This is a genomic window from Micromonospora sp. WMMD734, from assembly GCF_049178975.1.
GTDB lineage: Bacteria > Actinomycetota > Actinomycetes > Mycobacteriales > Micromonosporaceae > Micromonospora > Micromonospora wenchangensis.
On the sequence record NZ_JBMHMK010000001.1, the window covers coordinates 180410 to 197072 of the forward strand.

The window sequence follows — 16663 nt, forward strand, 5'->3', positions numbered from 1 at the left end:
ATGAGACGTCGACTTCTGCTCGCCGGAGCGCTCGCCACCGTCCTCGCCGCCGGCAGCGCCTGCGCCGGCGGCTCGGACGACACCGCGGCCGGCGAAACCGAGAAGCTGACGATCTACACCGCCCGCGACAAGAAGGTCTCCACCTTCGTCGTGGACAAGTTCACCGCCAAGTACCCCGAGTACAAGGGGAAGGTGGAGATCCTCAACCTGGGCGCGCAGGAGATCCTGGAGCGGGTCCGGGCCGAGAAGGCCAACCCGCAGGCCGACGTCTGGTGGGGTGGCACCCAGCAGGGGCTGGCCGCCGGTGCCGGCGAGGACCTGCTGACCGCCTGGCAGCCCGCGTTCGCCGGCAAGATGGACGCCAAATACAAGGACGCCGAGGGCCGCTGGTTCGGGGAGATCCTGCTGCCCGAGGTCATCATGTACAACAACAAGGCGCTCACCCCGGAGCAGGCCCCCAAGGACTGGGACGACCTGCTGAAGCCGGAGTGGAAGGACAAGATCGTCATCCGCGACGTGGCCGCCTCGGGCACCATGCGGTCGATCTACGCCGCGATGATCATGCGGCAGTCGCCGGACGGCAGCAACCCGCAGCCCGGCTACGACTGGCTCAAGAAGCTCGACGCCAACACCGGCTCGTACGCGGCCAACCCGGCCGACCTCTACCTCAAGCTCTCCCGCCAGCAGGGCACCCTGAGCGCCTGGAACCTCCAGGACATCCTGCTCCAGGCCAACCAGTCCAACATGCCGTTCGGCTACGTGATGCCGGCCTCCGGCGCCCCGGTGCTGGTCGACGGGCTGGCCGCGGTCAAGGGCGGCAACAGCACCGGCGCGCAGAAGTTCATCGAGTTCCTCTTCGACGACACGCTCCGCGCCGACCTGGCCAAGGACTACTACCAGATCCCGGCCGTGGAGATCGCCCAGCAGCCGGAGTGGCTGGCCCAGCTCAACCTCAAGCCGCTCGACGTCAACTGGGACATCATCGGCAAGAACGAGACCGAGTGGATCAACCACTGGAACAGCCAGATCAAGAACAAGGGCTGACCCGTACGGGTGCCGGGGGCCGTCCCGCCCCCGGCACCGCCCGTCCCGCCAGCCCGCCCGGCCAGGTCCGGTACCGCATGAAGGAGAAGACATCATGATCGATGTCACGCTGGAGTCGGTGAGCAAGCGCTTCGCGCGTGCCGGCGACACCGCTGCCGTCGACGACGTCGACATCAGCATCGCCGCCGGGGAGTTCTTCACCCTGCTCGGGCCGAGCGGCTGCGGCAAGACCACCACCCTGCGGATGGTGGCCGGGTTCTACTTCCCCACCTCGGGGCGGATCAGGTTCGGCACGGAGGACGTCACCCACCGGCCGCCGAACAAGCGCGACACCGGCATGGTGTTCCAGAACTACGCCCTCTTCCCGCACATGTCCGTCGCGCAGAACGTCGCGTACGGGCTGAAGATCCGCAAGGTGGGGCGGGCCGAGTCGGCCCGGCGGATCGAGGAGGCACTCGGCCAGGTGCACCTCGCCGGCTACGGCGACCGCCGGATCGACCAGCTCTCCGGCGGCCAGCAGCAGCGGGTGGCGCTGGCCCGCGCCCTGGTCATCCGGCCGCGTACCCTGCTGCTCGACGAGCCGCTGTCCAACCTCGACGCCAAGCTGCGCGAGGAGACCCGGGTGGAGATCCGGCGCATCCAGCAGGAGGCCGGCACCACCGCCATCTACGTCACCCACGACCAGTCCGAGGCGATGGCGATGTCCGACCGGATCGCCGTGATGGAGTCCGGCCGGGTCCGGCAGATCGGCGCCCCGCAGGAGATCTACCACCGGCCGGCGACCGCCTTCGTGGCCCGGTTCATCGGCCGCAGCAACGTGCTCAGCCTGCCGGTGGTCACCGCCGCCGCCGACACGGTCACCGTGGGCCTGCCCGACGGCAGCGAGACCGCCGTCGCCGCCCCCGCCGACCACGGCCTGCGCGCCGGGGACACCGCCCTGGTCTCGGTACGCCCCGAGCACCTGGGCCTCACCTCGGCCACCGAGCCCGGCGCGCTCACCGGCCGGGTGACCGAGGTGGAGTTCACCGGCATGGCCACCAACCTCGTGGTCGAGGTGGCCGGCGAGCCGGTGCAGGTCGCCGCGATCGACGTCCCGGCCGGCATCGCGGCCGGCGACCAGGTCGGCCTGCGGCTCAACCGGGACCGCATGTGGGTGGTCACCCCATGAGCACCATTCCCGCCGCGCCGAGTGCGGCGACCGTGCCGTCGGTCACCCAGGATCCCGTCCCGCCGAAGGCCGACCGGCCCCGGCGCGGCCTCAACGCCAACTCGCCGTGGTTCCCGTACCTGCTGGTCTTCCCGCTGGCACTGATCCTTTTCGGCTACGTGGTGCAGCCGATGTTCGCCACCTTCGCCGAGAGCGTCGGGGTGGACGGGGTGGCCAACTACACCGAGTTCGTCACCGGCACCGGGGTGGCCCGGTCGGCGCTGCTCACCTCGTTGATGATCTCGGCGGCCAGCGTGCTGCTCTGCGGGATCGTCGGGGTGGCGATGGCGTTCCTGCTCAAGCGCTTCTCGTTTCCCGGGCGGCGGCTGATCGAGGCGATCATCCTGGTGCCGGCGGCGCTGCCGCCGCTGATCGGGGCGATCTCGTTCCAGCTGCTCTACAGCGAGACCGGCATCCTGCCGCGCGGGCTGCAACAACTGCTCGGCACCGAGAACCCGGTGCTGCCGTTCACCGGCATCGCCGGGGTGCTGGTGGTGCACACCTTCACCATGTACCCGTTCTTCTACCTCGCCGCGTCCGCCGCCCTGGTCGGGATGGACCCGTCGGTGGAGGAGGCGGCCTACAACCTGGGCGCGAGCCGGGTCCGGGTCTGGCGCACGGTGCTGCTGCCGATGCTCACCCCGGCGCTGGTCTCGGCGTCGCTGCTGGTCTTCATGACGTCGCTGGCGTCGTACACCGCGCCGTTGCTGTTCGGGGTGGACCGGACGATGACCATGCAGATCTACATCAACCGCACCAACGGCGACCTGCCGATGGCCTCCACCTACGCGTCGGTGCTGGCGGTGTCCTCGGTGCTGTTCCTGCTCGGGATGCGCTGGTACGAGGGGCGGCGCAGCTACCGCTCCCAGTCCAAGGGCGTCGCCTCGCACCGCCGGGAGATCACCAACCCGTTCGGCAAGTGGCTGGCGCTGCTGGCCTCGGTGCTGGCGACCATGGTGCTGCTCGCCCCGGTGGCGACGATCGCCCTGGTCGCCTTCTCCCGGGACGGCTCGTGGACCACCGAGGTGATCCCCGCGGAGTACACCATGCAGAACTTCGTGACGATCTTCTCGGACCCGGGGGCGTACCGGCCGATCCTCAACTCGTTGCAGATGAGCCTGCTCGCCACCGTCGGCTGCGTGGTGGTCGGCGTGCTGATCGCGTACGCGGTGCGCCGGCTCGACTTCCGGGGCCGGGGGCTGCTCGACGTGGCGGTCATGCTGGCCTGGGCGCTGCCCGGCACGGTGGTGGCGATCAACCTGATCTCGGCGTTCAGCACGGGCAACGCGTTCAGCTTCGGGCAGGTGCTGATCGGCACCTTCTGGATCATGCCGTTGGCGTACTTCGTGCGGTTCCTGCCGCTGGTGTTCCGGTCGAGTTCGGCGACACTGGCCCAGATCGACCCGTCGCTGGAGGAGGCGGCCCGTAACCTCGGCGCGCCCTGGTGGCGGGCGTTCGGCACGGTCACCCTGCGGCTGATGCTGCCCGGTGTGCTGGCCGGCGCGCTGCTCGCGTTCGTCAACGGGGTGGGCGAGTTCGTCGCCTCGGTGCTGATCTACACCTCGGAGACGGCACCCATCTCGGTCGAGATCAACAACCGGATGTACTCGTTCGAGGTCGGCACCGCCGCCGCGTACGGCATGCTCCAGGTGGTGTTGATCTTCATCGTGATGGTGTTCTCCGGTCGCCTTCAGAACGGCGGCCGGGCCACCCGGGAGGCGGCGAAGTGGACGGCGTGACCTGGCCGGCCGGGGGTGGGCTGCTGCCCGCCACCCGGATCCCCGGCGGTGAGCTGGCCGCCGTCGCGGCGGCGGCGGACTACGCGGTGCTGCCCGTCGGCGCCGTCGAGTGGCACGGCCCGCACCTGCCGCTCGGCACCGACCTGATCCTCGCCGAGGGCTTCGCCGCCGAAGCCGGCGGCGCAGGTGGCCCGGCCGCCGGGGCCGGTGGCTCGTCCAGCCCGGCCGCCGGGGCGGGTGGCGCTGTCGCGTCGGCTGCCGGGTCCGCGTCGGCCGCCAGGTCCTCGGGGGATACGACCACCGGCTTCCCCGGGCCGCGCGGGGTGCTCTTCCCGGCGGTGCCGTACGCGGCCTGCCCGGGGCAGACCCGGCCCTGGCCGGGGACGGTGTCGATCCGGCCGGAGATCGCCGTCGGCTACCTCGCCGACGTGATCGAGGGGATCGTCGCCGCTGGTTTCCCCCGGCTGCTGATCGTCAACGGCCACGACGCCAACATGTCCACCGTGCGGGCCGCGATGGAGTGGGTCTCCGGCCGGCGTACCGCCAGCCTGCTGCTGGTCAACTGGTTCCAGCTGGTCACCTCGGCGGAGACCACCGACCTGTACGGGCCGCTGACCGCCCGGGGGCACGGCGGCGCGTACGAGACCTCCGGGGTGCTCGGGTTCGACCCCGGCGCGGTCCGCCTCGACGCGGTGACCGACCTGCCGCCGAAGCCGAAGCTGCCGGTCGGCCACCCGTACGTGCTGGTCGAATCCCGACCCGACCCGTGGCAGGGCTGGTCCGGGCACATCTCGCTGGCCTCCGAGGCGGCCGGTCGACAGGTCCGCGCCACGGCCGGCGCGCGGCTGCGGGAGATCGTCGCCGCCTGGGTGGCCGCCCCACCGCCCGCCCCGCCCACCGCCGACCCGCTGCCTGACCCGGCGACCGGCAGCCCGGCCCCGACGGCCGGTGACCCGACGGCGGCGGACGGGGCGACCGGGGGAGACCGGTGAGCGTGGACCGGGGACTCGACATCGTCGACTTCCACCTGCACTTCCGGATCGGCACCGACGAGACGATCCACGCCTGCGAGGACGCCGCCGGGATGCACCCCGGCGGGGAACACGAGCGGGCCGTGCGGGCCGCCGGCTCCGCCCCGTACGCGAAGGCGTGGCGGCAGGCGTGGAGCTTCCCCGACCCCGAGCCGCCCGCGCCGCGCTGGCAGGACGAGGCCGACCGGTGGGCCGACGAGCTGCGCGCGGTACGGGTACGCCGGGCCGTCTTCGTCACCGGCGGCGGCAACGACACCGTCGCCGACGTGGTCGACAGGCACCCGGACCTGCTGCTCGGCTTCGCCCACCACGACCCGTACTCGCCGGGGGCCGCCGCCGAACTGGAGCGTGCGGTGACCGGACGGGGCCTGCGCGGGCTGAAGCTGTTCGCCCCGCTGCTGCGCGGCCCGTTGGACCACGCCGACCTGGACCCGCTCTGGTCTACCGCCCAGCGCCTCGGGGTGCCGGTGCTGATCCACATCGGCCACTACGGCAGCGCCGGTGGCCTGTCCTTCGGCAGGTACGGCGGCCCCGACGAGCTGGCCCGGATGGCCCGCCGCTTCCCCGAGCTGGCCGTGGTGGTGCCGCACTTCGGCGTCCAGCACGTGCAGGACCTGCTCTTCGCCGCCTGGGGCTGCCCCAACATCCACGTCGACACGTCCGGCTCCAACCAGTGGGTGCGCTGGATGCCGTACAAGCTGACGTTGGAGGACCTGTTCCGCCGCTGCTACGAGACGATCGGCCCGCAGCGCATCGTGTACGGCAGCGACTCGTCGTGGTTTCCGCGCGGCTACGTCACCCGCTACCTCGACGACCAGTTGCGGGTCTGCCGCGAGCTGGGAATGCCCGACGACCACCTCCGCGCGATCTTCGCCGGTAACGCCGAACGGCTGCTGGGCCTGACCGACCGGCCAGCCGAGAACCCGGGAACCGGCCCCAGCGCCGCGTCCCGGCCCGGAAGGAAGTAAGGAACGCCATGAGCGAGCTGACCACCTACCAGCGGTACCACCTGGCCCCGACCTACCACCACCACGTCGGGCACCTGTACCCGGCGATGGTGCGTGCCAGCCAGGCGCACGTGGTGATGCTGACCGAGCAGGGCCTCATCCCGGCCGAGCGGGGGGCCCGGCTGCTGCGCGGGCTGGCCGCGCTGCGCGCCGACGACAGCCCCGCCCCGGCGTTCGACGGCAGCTTCGAGGACACCTACTACCTGCTGGAGTCCACCCTCGCGCAGGCGTGCGGCCTGCCCGCGTCCGAACTGGACGTGCAGATGGCGCGCAGCCGCAACGACCTGGACGCCGGGGTGTTCCGGATGCTGCTGCGCGACCAGCTGCTCGGGGTGCTGGAGAGGGTGCTGGTCACCGGCGTGACCGCGCTGGACGTCGCCGACCGGTACGCCGACGTGGTGATCACCGGATACACCCACCGCCGGCCGGCCCAGCCCACCACCATCGGGCACGCGCTGGCCGGCTACGCCGAGGCGCTGGCCGGTGAGGCCGCCGCGTACGCCGACGTGATCGACCAGCTCAACGTCTCGCCGCTGGGATCCTGCGCGTTCGCCGGCACCGACCTGGACATCGCCCCGGCCCGGGTGGCCGAGCTGCTCGGCTTCGACGGCCTGGTGACCAACTCCTACGAGGCGGTCGCCGGGGCCGACCACCTGGTGCGGGTCGGCACCCTCAACGCGCAGGCCCTGGCCACCGGTGCCCGGCTGGCCCGCACCCTGATGGACTGGCTGACCTGGCAGTGGGTGGCCACCCCCGGCGACTTCACCCAGGGCAGCAGCATCATGCCGCAGAAGCGCAACCCGGTGGTGCTGGAGCACCTGGTGTCGATGGCCGGCGCGAGCGCCGCCGACGCCGCCTCGGTGCTCAACAACGTCGGGGCGGCCTGGTGGGAGGACTCCAACAACGCCACCACCGACGTGCAGGTCCGGCTCTGGGACAGCAACGACCGGGCGGACCGGTTCTTCGCCCTGGTCGGCGGCTTCCTCGCCGAGCTGGAGCCGCTGCACCCGCCGACCCGGGAGGAGATCGTCGCGTCCGGGGCCACCACCACCGCGGCAGCCGACGCGTTGACCCGGCACGGGGTGCCGTTCCGGGCCGCCCACTCGGTCGTCGGCCGGCTGGTCCGCGCCGGTGCGCCGGGCACCTGGACCGCCGACGGCGTCCGGGCCGCCGCCGACGGGCTGGTCGACGGGCTCACCGACGACGCCGTGGCCGACCTGATCGCCGCCGCCGTCGACCCCGACCTGGTACTGGACCGGGCCCAGGTGGACGGGCCGGGTGCCGCCGCGGTGCGCGCCCAGGTGGCGACGCTGCGGGTCGCGTTCACCGGCGTCGCCGACCGGCTCGCCGCGACCCGCGACCGGCTGGCCCGCGCCGACGAGGCGCTGGACGCCGTGGCCGCCGAGGTGGCCGGCCGGTGAGCGCACCGATCGGGCGACCCGGTTCCCGTCCACTCGCGGGTCCGGGCGGCACACCGTCGTGGAGACGACCGGCGGACACGGCGGTGACGGGGCGGTGGACCAGGTGAGCGTACGGCTGGCCGGCCGGGCCGCCGCCGGCACCCGGACCGGCGAACTGCTGCTCGGCATCGACTTCGGCGGGACCAAGATGGCGGTCGGGGTGGCCGACGACACCGGTCGGCTGCTGGCCCACCGGCGGATCGCCACGCACGCCGAACAGGGTGCCCCGCAGGCGTTGGACCGGGCCCTGGAATTGGCCGCCGCGCTGGTCGCCGAGGTCGGCGGGCCGCTCGTGGCGGCCGGGGTGGCCTCGCCCGGGGTGGTCCGCCCCGACGGCATCGACCTGGCCCCGAACGTGCCCGGCTGGGAACGGTTGCGCCTGGCCGACGCCGTCTCCGCCGCCCTCGGGGTGACCCGGGTGGCGGTGGACAACGACCTCAACGCCGCGGCCCTGGCCGAGCTGCGGCTCGGTGCGCTGCGCGACGCCGACCCCGGCCTGGTGGTCGGGATCGGCACCGGCGTGGCGGCGGCCGTCACCGTCGGCGGCCGGGTCCTCGCCGGGCACCGGGGCGCGGCCGGCGAGATCGGGTACGCGGTGGCCGGCGGCCCGTGGCCCGGCACCATGCTGGAGCTGGACTTCTCCGGCCGGGCCCTGGACCGGTTGGCCGACGAGCTGGGGGTGGCCGGGCAGGCGGCCGGGCTGGCCGCCGCCGCCGAGCTGCCCGGCGCGGCCCGCGACGCCCTCACCGCCCGGGTCGACGAGCTGGCCCGGCACCTGGTCACCTGCTGCCTGCTGCTCGATCCGCAGCGGGTGGTGCTGGTCGGCGGGGTGGCCGGCAGCGCGTTGATCCGGGGGCTGCTCGTCGACCGGCTGGCCGAGGTGCTTCCGCACCGCCCCGACGTGGTGCTGTCCCGGTTCGCCGACGACGCGGCGTTGCTGGGCGCGGTCACCCTCGCCCGGGAAGCGGTGCCCGCTCCCCGCTGACCTGGCGATCCGTGCGTCCGGGCCGTGAGGGGTGGACCGGTCGGACCGGGTGTCCGGCCCGCGAAGGGGGCGGGCCGGACAGCCGGTGCGGGGCGGGTCAGAACGTGGGCGGGGTGGGGCTGGTCGGCGTGAGCACGCCACCGGCCCGGGTGCGGACGGCGTGTGCCGCCGCCGCCGCGTTGCGGACCACCTTGGCGGTGTCGTGGCTGATCATGGTCCGGTTCTGCTTCACGATCCGGCCGTCGATGAGCACGGTGTCGATGTTGGCGGGGGTGGCCGAGCGGACCAGTGTCGACTCCAGGTCCCCGATGGGGGCGATGTTCAGGTCGTCCGCCCGGATCAGGACGATGTCGGCCCGCTTGCCGGGGGTGATCGAGCCGGTCACGTCGGCGAGACCCAGCGCCTTCGCGCCGTTGATGGTGGCCATCTCGATCGCCTGCCGGAACACCACGGGCGGCAGCGTCTCAGTGTCCGTGCCCAGCCACGGGATGCCCAGGTTCCAGGCGACGTTCATCGACTCGAACATGTTGATCGGGGCGAGCGAGCTGGCGTCGAAGGACAACGAGACGGTGATCCCGGCGGCCAGCATCCGCAGCAGTTGCCCATGGAAACCGCCGGCCGTGCCGAGGCGCAGTTCGGAGTGGACCGAGAAGCTGACCGGGGCGTGGGTGCGGACCATCGCCTGCCGGTCCGCCTCGTCGAACGGCAGGGCGTGGCAGAGCAGGAAGTCCGGCCCGAGGAAGCCCATCCGCTCCAGGTCGGCGGCGTGCACGGCCGTCGTCGGGCCCTGCCCGGAGTGCACCGAGACCGGCAGCTTCCGCCTCCTGACCTCGGCCATCTCGGTCAGGAAGGTGGGCAGTTGGCCGGGCCCGCGCAGGTTCACCCCGAGGTGCACCAGCCCGTCGAACGGTGACTTCTTGCCGAACCAGGTGGACGCGACCCGGTCGATGTCGGCGAAGTCGATCGGCTGGGTGGCCGGCTGGCCGTCCCGGTGGCCGTACGAGTAGCGCGCCCGGACCAGGCCGTCGGCGTGCGCGTGCAACTCCGCGTCGGCGTACTCCGGCCCGCGTACGTTGTGCGCCCAGTTGTTGACGGTGGTGATGCCGGCGCTCGCACACTCGACCAGACCGAGCAGCACGCTGTGGTAGAAGTCGTCAGGCTGGTAGGCGGCGACGGTTGCCGACTTCGCCGCGAAGTACTCGAATCCGGTGGAGACGAAGTTGCGGCCCAGCGCGCTCCACATGTGGTAGTGCGTCTCCACGAAGCCGGGCATCGCGATCATCTTCGCGGCGTTGATGACCTGGGCACCCCGGGCCCGCAGGCCCGGGCCGACCTGGACGATCCGTCCGTCGAGCACCTCGATGTCGGCCCGTGCCTGGTTGCCGATCACGGGGTCGACGGAGACCAGCGCCGCGTTCCTGATCAGGTAGTGGCCCCGCTCCGGACGCCAGCCCGGGGCGCGGCCCGGCCGGTGCGGCCCGGGGGAGGCGGCGCGGGCCGGCGTGGGGAGGGCCAGTGGCGACACGGCGGCGGCCCCGGCGGCGGCGAGCAGGGCGCGTCGGCCGAGCAGCGGCGCGGGAGCGGGCCTGCCGCATTCGTCGAAGAGTGTCGTTGTGTGGTCGTCGCCGTTCTCCGGCGTCGCAGCTGTGTCCGGGGTGTGAGGCATGCGGGCAAGCTAGGAAGACGCGATTTCCGCGAAATTTCCGACCGGCTAGTATCCGGTGAACGCGCTGGTCGCGGCCGGATGCTGGGAAGATCGCCGGTCGCCCGCTACCCGCCGACGGGCCCCGCTCGCCGACCGTCACCCCGCCGGTGCCGGCCGGCGAGGCGGTCGGGCTGGCCGACGGCCCGGCACCGCAGGGTGCCGGGCCGTGGGTCGCCGGTGCCGTCAGGGGCGGGTGAAGACCAGGGCGACGTTGTGGCCGCCGAAGCCGAACGAGTTGTTCAGCGCGGCGGGCACGTCCAGGTGGCGGACCTTGTTCGCGGCCACGTCCATGTCCAGACCGTCGTCCGGATCGTCCAGGTTGATCGTCGGCGGGATGACACCGTCGCGGATGGTCAGGATGGTGGCGATCGACTCCAACGCACCGGCCGCGCCGAGCAGGTGCCCGGTCATCGACTTGGTGGCGGTCAGCACCGGGTGGTCACCGAGCGCCCGGTGCAGCGCCTTGATCTCGGCGAGGTCGCCCACCGGGGTCGAGGTGGCGTGCGCGTTGACGTGCACGATGTCGGCCTTCGCCACGTCGGCGTCGGCGATCGCCTTGGCGATGGCCCGGATCGCCCCGGCCCCCTCGGGGTGCGGCTGGACGATGTCGTACCCGTCGGAGGTGATGCCCGCACCGGCGAGCCGGGCGTAGACGTGCGCGCCCCGGGCGGCGGCGTGATCGGCCCGCTCCAGCACCAGGATCCCGGAGCCCTCGCCGAGGACGAAGCCGTCGCGGCCCTTGTCCCACGGGCGGGAGGCCTGCTCCGGTTCGTCGTTGCGGGTCGACATGGCCCGCATGGAGCTGAACCCGGCGATCGGCAGCGGGTGGATGACCGCCTCGGTGCCGCCGGCCACCACCACGTCGGCCCGGCCGGAGCGGATCATGTCCAGGCCGAGCGCGATCGCCTCCGCACCCGTCGCGCAGGCGCTCGCCACGGAGTGCACCCCGGCCTGTGCGCCCAGCTCCAACCCCACCCAGGCGGCGGGACCGTTGGGCATCAGCATCGGGATGGTGTGCGGGGAGACCCGGCGCGGGCCGGACGCCTCCAGGATGTCGTCCTGCGCGAGCAGGGTCAGGGCACCGCCGATGCCCGAGCCCACGCTGGCACCCAACCGTTCCGGGTCCAGCCCCGAGTCGGCGAGCCCGGAGTCTGCCCAGGCCTGCTGCGCCGCGATCAGCGCGATCGCCTCCGAACGGTCCAGCCGGCGCAGCTTCACCCGGTCCAGCACCTCGGTCGGCTCCACCGCCAGCTGGGCGGCGATCCGGACCGGGAGCTGGCCGGCCCACTCCTGGGTGAGCGAACTCACCCCGGAGCGGCCGGCGAGCATGGCGTCCCAGGTCGACGCGACGTCCCCGCCCAGCGGGGTGGTCGCGCCGAGCCCGGTGACGACGACGTCGACGCGACTCATCTCAGGACTGCGCCTCGATGAAGCTGACGGCGTCCCCGACGGTCTTCAGGTTCTGCACCTCGTTGTCCGGGATCTTGACGCCGAACTTCTCCTCGGCGGCGACCACGACCTCCACCATGGAGAGGGAGTCGACGTCGAGGTCGTCGGTGAAGGACTTCCCCTCGGCCACGTCGTCCGGGTTCACCCCGGCGACCTCTTCGAGGATCTCGGCGAGGCCGGAGGTGATCTCGTCACGGGTCATTACGGTGGGTTCCTCTCATCGGGGTTTTGTTCTCCGCCGGATGGCGGCGCGCCGCGGTCGCCGACCGCGTCGGGTCTTCAGGGGCAGCGGACGACCTGACCGGCGTAGGTCAGCCCGCCGCCGAAGCCGAACAGCAGCACCGGCGCGCCCGAGGGCACCTCCCGCCGCTCGACCAGCTTGGACAGGGCCAGCGGCACGCTCGCCGCCGAGGTGTTGCCGGACTCGACGATGTCCTTGGCGATGATCGCCTGCGGGATGTTCAGCCGCTTGGCGATGCCGTCGATGATCCGCGAGTTGGCCTGGTGCGGCACGAACGCGGCCAGCTCGGACGGGTCGACGCCGGCCTTCTCGCACGCCTGGAGCGCCAGCGGGGCCAGCGCGGTGGTGGCCCAGCGGAACACCGACTGCCCCTCCTGCGCGATGTACGGCCGCCAGCCCTCGATGCGTACCGCGTCGCTCTTGTCCGGCGCGGAGCCCCACACCACCGGACCGATCCCGCTCGGCTCGTCGCCGGTGGTGGCGGTGACCACCGCCGCGCCCGCGCCGTCGGCGAAGATGATGCAGGTCGAACGGTCGGTCCAGTCGGTGAAGTCGGAGAGCTTCTCGGCCCCGATGACCAGCGCGTTGCGGGACGCGCCGGCGCGGATCGCGTGGTCGACGGTGCCCAGCGCGTACGCGAAGCCGGAGCAGGCGGTGTTCAGGTCGAACGCGCCGGGGGCGGTGATGCCCAGCTTGGCGGCGACCCGGCAGGCCACGTTCGGGCTGCGGTCGATCGAGGTGCAGGTGGCGACGACGACCAGGTCGATGTCGGCGGCGGTGAGGCCCGAGTTGGCCAGCGCCTTGTCGGCGGCGGCGGTGGCCATGTCGGCGACCGTCTCGCCGTCGGCGATGCGCCGGCTGACGATGCCGACCCGGTCCCTGATCCACTCGTCGTTGGTGTCGACGAACTGGGCGATGTCGTTGTTGGTCACCACCCGGGAGGGCTGGTAGTGCCCGAGGGCGACGATCCGACTGCCGCTCATGCCTGGCCTCCGATGCGGGCGATGGGTTGGCCCGGCGCGACCGGGTCGGCGGGGTGGGCGAGCCACTCGGTGAGCGGGCCGCTGTCGTGGGCGGTGACCTCGACCGGCCCCTGCCGGGTGGTCACCTGGCCGAGCACCTGGCCGGCGCTCAGCCCGGTGCCCTCGGCGAGGCCCTCGGCCGGTGCGAAGGTGCCGACGGCGGGGGCGACGACCACCCGGGCGCGGGGGGTCGGGCGGTGACCGGGCGGGCCGCTGTGCCGGGCGATCAGGTCCCGGGCGGCGGGCAGGTCGGCGGGGGTGTTCAGGGTGACGATCTCGGGCACCCCGGTGGCCTTGAGCTCCCGCTTGACCAGCCCGGCGAGGGTGCCGGCCGGGGGCAGTTCGAGCACGCCGGTGACCCCCAGGTCGGCCAGCGTCCGCATGCACAGGTCCCAGCGCACCGGCGCGGTGACCTGCCGGACCAGCCGGTGCACCAGCTCCCGGCCGTGCGCGACGGGAGTGCCGTCGAGGTCGGAGAGCAGGAGCCGGGCCGGGCTCGACGGGGTGATCCCGGCGGCGACGGCGGCCAGCGCCTGCTCGGCGGGGCCCATGTACGGGGTGTGGAACGCCCCGGCGACCTTGAGCCGGACGATCCGGGCCCTGGCCGGGGGTTCGGCGGCGAGCTTGTCCAGGGCGTCGAGCGTGCCGGCGGCGACCACCTGCCCGCCGCCGTTGCGGTTGGCCGGATGCAGGCCGTGGGTGGCCAGGGCGGCGAGCACCTCGTCGGGGTCGCCGCCGAGCACGGCGGCCATCCCGGTCGGGGCCAGGGCGCAGGCGGCGGCCATCTCCCGGCCGCGCACCCCGGCGAGGGTGACCGCGGTCTCGGCGGAGAACACCCCGGCCAGCGCGGCGGCGGCCAGCTCGCCGACGCTGTGCCCGGCGACCAGGTTCACGTCGTGCAGGGGGAGCTGCTCGGCCGCGACCAACGCCGAGGCCACCAGCAGCGGCTGGGTGCGGGCGGTGTCCACGATCTCGTCGGCGTCGGCCTCGGTGCCGAGGTGGATCAGGTCGACCCCGGCCGACACCGACCACCAGCGCAGCCGTGACTCGACGCCACGCAGGGCGAGCCAGGGCGTCAGGAAGCCGGGCTTCTGGGAACCCTGGCCGGGAGAGAGGACGGCGAGCACGTCTATGACTCTTCCCGATACTCCGGGGTAAGCGCTGTGCGGGCTGACACCAAACCGCACTAGAACTCTTGGAGGGTTCCTACAAAAATCGGCAGAGATCGTCACCTGACGGCCCTGCTCACCGGTCACCCGGTGTCATTTCTGGTTCGGACCGGGTGCGCCCGCCGGGACGATCGGGTCCAGCCGGCCGACCGTCAGCGCCACCTGGAGTGCGAACGCGTCCCGGGGGGTCAGTGGGGAGAACCCGGTGACCTCGGCGATCCGGCGCAGTCGGTAACGCACCGTGTTGGGATGGACGAAAAGGGCACGGGCCGCGCTCTCCAACGTCCCGCCGGCGGCGAAGAAGGCGTCCAACGTCTCCAGCAGTTCCCCGCCGGCACGCACCAGGGCGGCGTACACGTCGTGGCGCAGCCGGCGGCGGGCCTCGGCGTCACCGGCGAGGGCCCGCTCGGGCAGCAGGTCGGCCGCCGGAACCGGCCGGGGCGCGGTGGGCCAGGCCGGCGCCGCCCGGTAGCCGGCCAGCGCGGCCCGCGCCGAGTCCGTCGCCTCGTCCAGACTGGGTACGGCGGGACCGACCACCACCGGGCCGTCGCCGAATCCGGGGAGCAGCTTCTCGGTGGCGGCCATCGGGTCGGCCGCGCCACCGAGCACGATGACCAGCCGGTCGCCGTGCACGCCGCCGATCACCTCCACCCCGATCCGGCGGGCGTACCGGTAGACGGTGTGCAGCACGGCGGACACCTCCCCGCCGGGGGACCGGCCCACCGCCACCGCCACCGGTGGGGCGTCCGCCCAGCCCAGGGCGGCGGCCCGGCTGGCCAGCACGTCGGGGGAGTCCCCGCGCAGCAGGGCGTCGACCAGCAGCGCCTGCAACCGGGCGTCCCAGGAGCCCCGGGACTCGGCGGCACGGGCGTACACCCGGGCGGCGGCGAAGGCGATCTCCCGGGAGAACCGCAGCACCGCCTCGCGCAACTGCTGCTCCTCGCCGGGCGCGGCCAGGTGCGACACCTGCTCCTCGACCACGTCGATGGTCACCTTGATCAGCGCGACCGTCTGCTGGAGGCTGATCGAGCGGGCCAGGGCCAGCGGCGCGGTGGCGAAGACCTCGTCGGAGACCTCCTGGGTGCTGTCGGTGGTGCCGCCGCCGGAACCCAGCCACTCGACCAGCGACCGGGCGCCGGCCTGCGCCACCAGCATCACCCAGGAACGCTGCTCGGCCGGCAGCTCGCGGAACCAGGGCAGGCTCTCGTCCATCCGCACCACGCTGGCCGTGGCCAGCGCCCCCGCCGCCCGCTCGATCCGGCGCAGGGTGGCCGTCAGTTCCATCCCGTCCGGCTCGTTCACCGCTCCAGCGTGACATGCCGTGAGCAGGGACTCGACGTCGGCTCCGGGGCGGCCCGCCGGGTGACGGGCCGCCGGGCGTCGAGGCGCAGGTCGGCGGTGGGGCGGTCAGTTGGTGACGGTGACGTGCACCACCCAGCGCACCTGCGGGGACGGGCAGGGGGTCGGCGCGTGCCGGCAGAGGTTGTCGGTGATGGTGGAGACGTCGACCTGGCCGGGTGCGGTCGCCACGTAGCGGGCGATCAGCGGTTGGCCGCTCGGGTAGCCGCCGGTCACCTCGCCGGGCACGACGACCCCGGCGGGGGTGAGCGTCGGGGGCAGGTAGTTGCTGGGCAGGCTCACCACGAGCGTGTCACCGACGCGCAGCGTGAGGTCACGCTGGTTGTCGGGGGCGGAGACGACGACGGTCTGCCCGGCGTCGGTCGGTGGCAGCGCGATGACCGCGACGTGCAGCGCCCACAGCACGGTCGGCAGGGTGCACGGCGGGGTGGTGTGCTGGCAGGCGTGGTCGGTGCGGGTGGTCAGCTCGGCGGTGCCCGGGGACACGGCCCGCAGCGTCGCCACGAGCGGCTGCCCGGTCGGGAAGCCGCCGCTGGTCGACACCGGGGTCAGGGCGTTCCCGGTGGTGCTGACCGGCAGGTAGTCGGCCGCCAGGGTCACGCCCAGCGTCTGCCCGACGTACAGGGTGACGGTGCGCTGGTTGTCGGCCTCGCGGACGGTGACGTCGGCCCCGGCCGGCGGGCTGGCGGTGGTCGGCGGGACGGCGTCGTTGGTGCAGCTCGGGGTGGGTGCGGTGGTGGGGCCGGCGAGCTGGACGCCGAAGGTGGTCGACGCGCCAGGTGTCAGCACCCCGTTGTACGGCGCGTTGGTCGCGGTCGCGGTGCCGCCCGCCGCGCTGACCGAGGTGTTCCAGGACGACACGATCCGTTGGCCGTCGGTGAGCGGCCAGGTGACCGCCCACCGGGTGGCGGTCGCCGACGCGGTGTTGGCGACGGTGAAGGTGACGATCTGGCCGCCGCTGGCGCCGCTGCCCCAGCGCGAGTCGACCCGGACCGTGGCGGTGCAGCCGCCGGCCGGGGTGGCCGTGGCGGGTGCGCCACCGGCGACCGTGGTCATGCCGAGGGCGGCGACGGTGGTGGCGGCGAGGATGCCGCCGGCCGTCAGGACGGACCGCCTGGAAGCGATCATGATGATTCCTCCGATCCCCGTCGGAGCTCCTGCCGGGGCGGCGTCGGGCCGGCCGCCGGCCGGGAAGCCCATGGTGCCGTCCGCACCCTACGACCATCCGGTGGTCGCCGTCAATAT

General features: G+C 73.3%; 14 protein-coding genes. 7 read left to right on the top strand and 7 right to left on the bottom strand.

Annotation, left to right across the window (positions count from 1 at the left end; all coding sequences use genetic code 11):
- From ACN267_RS00850 to ACN267_RS00880, 7 genes are all read left to right on the top strand, one after another.
- Complete coding sequence (locus tag ACN267_RS00850; protein WP_421487694.1) at positions 1–1044, top strand: extracellular solute-binding protein; 1044 nt, start codon at positions 1–3, stop codon at positions 1042–1044.
- A gap of 94 nt (positions 1045–1138) precedes the next feature.
- Positions 1139–2212 (top strand): ABC transporter ATP-binding protein, encoded by a 1074-nt coding sequence (locus ACN267_RS00855; RefSeq protein WP_204959457.1) that lies wholly within the window; start codon positions 1139–1141, stop codon positions 2210–2212.
- Complete coding sequence (locus ACN267_RS00860) at positions 2209–3990, top strand: ABC transporter permease (RefSeq protein ID WP_421487695.1); 1782 nt, start codon at positions 2209–2211, stop codon at positions 3988–3990. The genes ACN267_RS00855 and ACN267_RS00860 overlap by 4 nt, the downstream gene beginning before the upstream one ends.
- Positions 3978–4982 (top strand): creatininase family protein, encoded by a 1005-nt coding sequence (locus tag ACN267_RS00865; RefSeq protein ID WP_421487696.1) that lies wholly within the window; start codon positions 3978–3980, stop codon positions 4980–4982. The genes ACN267_RS00860 and ACN267_RS00865 overlap by 13 nt, the downstream gene beginning before the upstream one ends.
- Positions 4979–5989 (top strand): amidohydrolase family protein, encoded by a 1011-nt coding sequence (locus tag ACN267_RS00870; RefSeq protein ID WP_421487697.1) that lies wholly within the window; start codon positions 4979–4981, stop codon positions 5987–5989. The genes ACN267_RS00865 and ACN267_RS00870 overlap by 4 nt, the downstream gene beginning before the upstream one ends.
- Positions 5990–5997: 8 nt before the next feature.
- Entirely contained in the window at positions 5998–7449 is a 1452-nt protein-coding gene (locus tag ACN267_RS00875; protein ID WP_421487698.1) for a lyase family protein, read from the top strand.
- Between the two features lie 103 nt (positions 7450–7552).
- The gene (locus ACN267_RS00880; RefSeq protein WP_421487699.1) at positions 7553–8473 is read left to right on the top strand and encodes an ROK family protein; all 921 of its coding nucleotides are present in this window, start codon (positions 7553–7555) and stop codon (positions 8471–8473) included.
- Between the two features lie 97 nt (positions 8474–8570).
- Here ACN267_RS00880 and ACN267_RS00885 read toward each other — a convergent pair whose 3' ends face one another.
- From ACN267_RS00885 to ACN267_RS00915, 7 genes are all read right to left on the bottom strand, one after another.
- Positions 8571–10139 (bottom strand): amidohydrolase family protein, encoded by a 1569-nt coding sequence (locus ACN267_RS00885; protein ID WP_421487700.1) that lies wholly within the window; start codon positions 10137–10139, stop codon positions 8571–8573.
- A gap of 222 nt (positions 10140–10361) precedes the next feature.
- On the bottom strand, positions 10362–11588 hold the full coding sequence (gene fabF, locus ACN267_RS00890; protein WP_204959452.1) for a beta-ketoacyl-ACP synthase II: 1227 nt from the start codon (positions 11586–11588) through the stop codon (positions 10362–10364).
- Position 11589: 1 nt separating this feature from the next.
- A complete protein-coding gene (locus ACN267_RS00895) occupies positions 11590–11829 on the bottom strand; it encodes an acyl carrier protein (RefSeq protein ID WP_067313076.1) in 240 nt (79 codons plus the stop codon).
- A gap of 77 nt (positions 11830–11906) precedes the next feature.
- On the bottom strand, positions 11907–12851 hold the full coding sequence (locus ACN267_RS00900) for a beta-ketoacyl-ACP synthase III (RefSeq protein WP_145921163.1): 945 nt from the start codon (positions 12849–12851) through the stop codon (positions 11907–11909).
- Complete coding sequence (locus ACN267_RS00905; RefSeq protein WP_421487701.1) at positions 12848–14017, bottom strand: acyltransferase domain-containing protein; 1170 nt, start codon at positions 14015–14017, stop codon at positions 12848–12850. The genes ACN267_RS00900 and ACN267_RS00905 overlap by 4 nt, the downstream gene beginning before the upstream one ends.
- A gap of 135 nt (positions 14018–14152) precedes the next feature.
- Positions 14153–15343, bottom strand: a complete 1191-nt coding sequence (locus ACN267_RS00910) for a PucR family transcriptional regulator (RefSeq protein ID WP_204959660.1) — start codon at positions 15341–15343, stop codon at positions 14153–14155.
- 123 nt (positions 15344–15466) lie between these two features.
- Positions 15467–16546, bottom strand: a complete 1080-nt coding sequence (locus tag ACN267_RS00915) for a cellulose binding domain-containing protein (protein WP_421487702.1) — start codon at positions 16544–16546, stop codon at positions 15467–15469.
- Between the last annotated feature and the right edge of the window lie 117 nt (positions 16547–16663).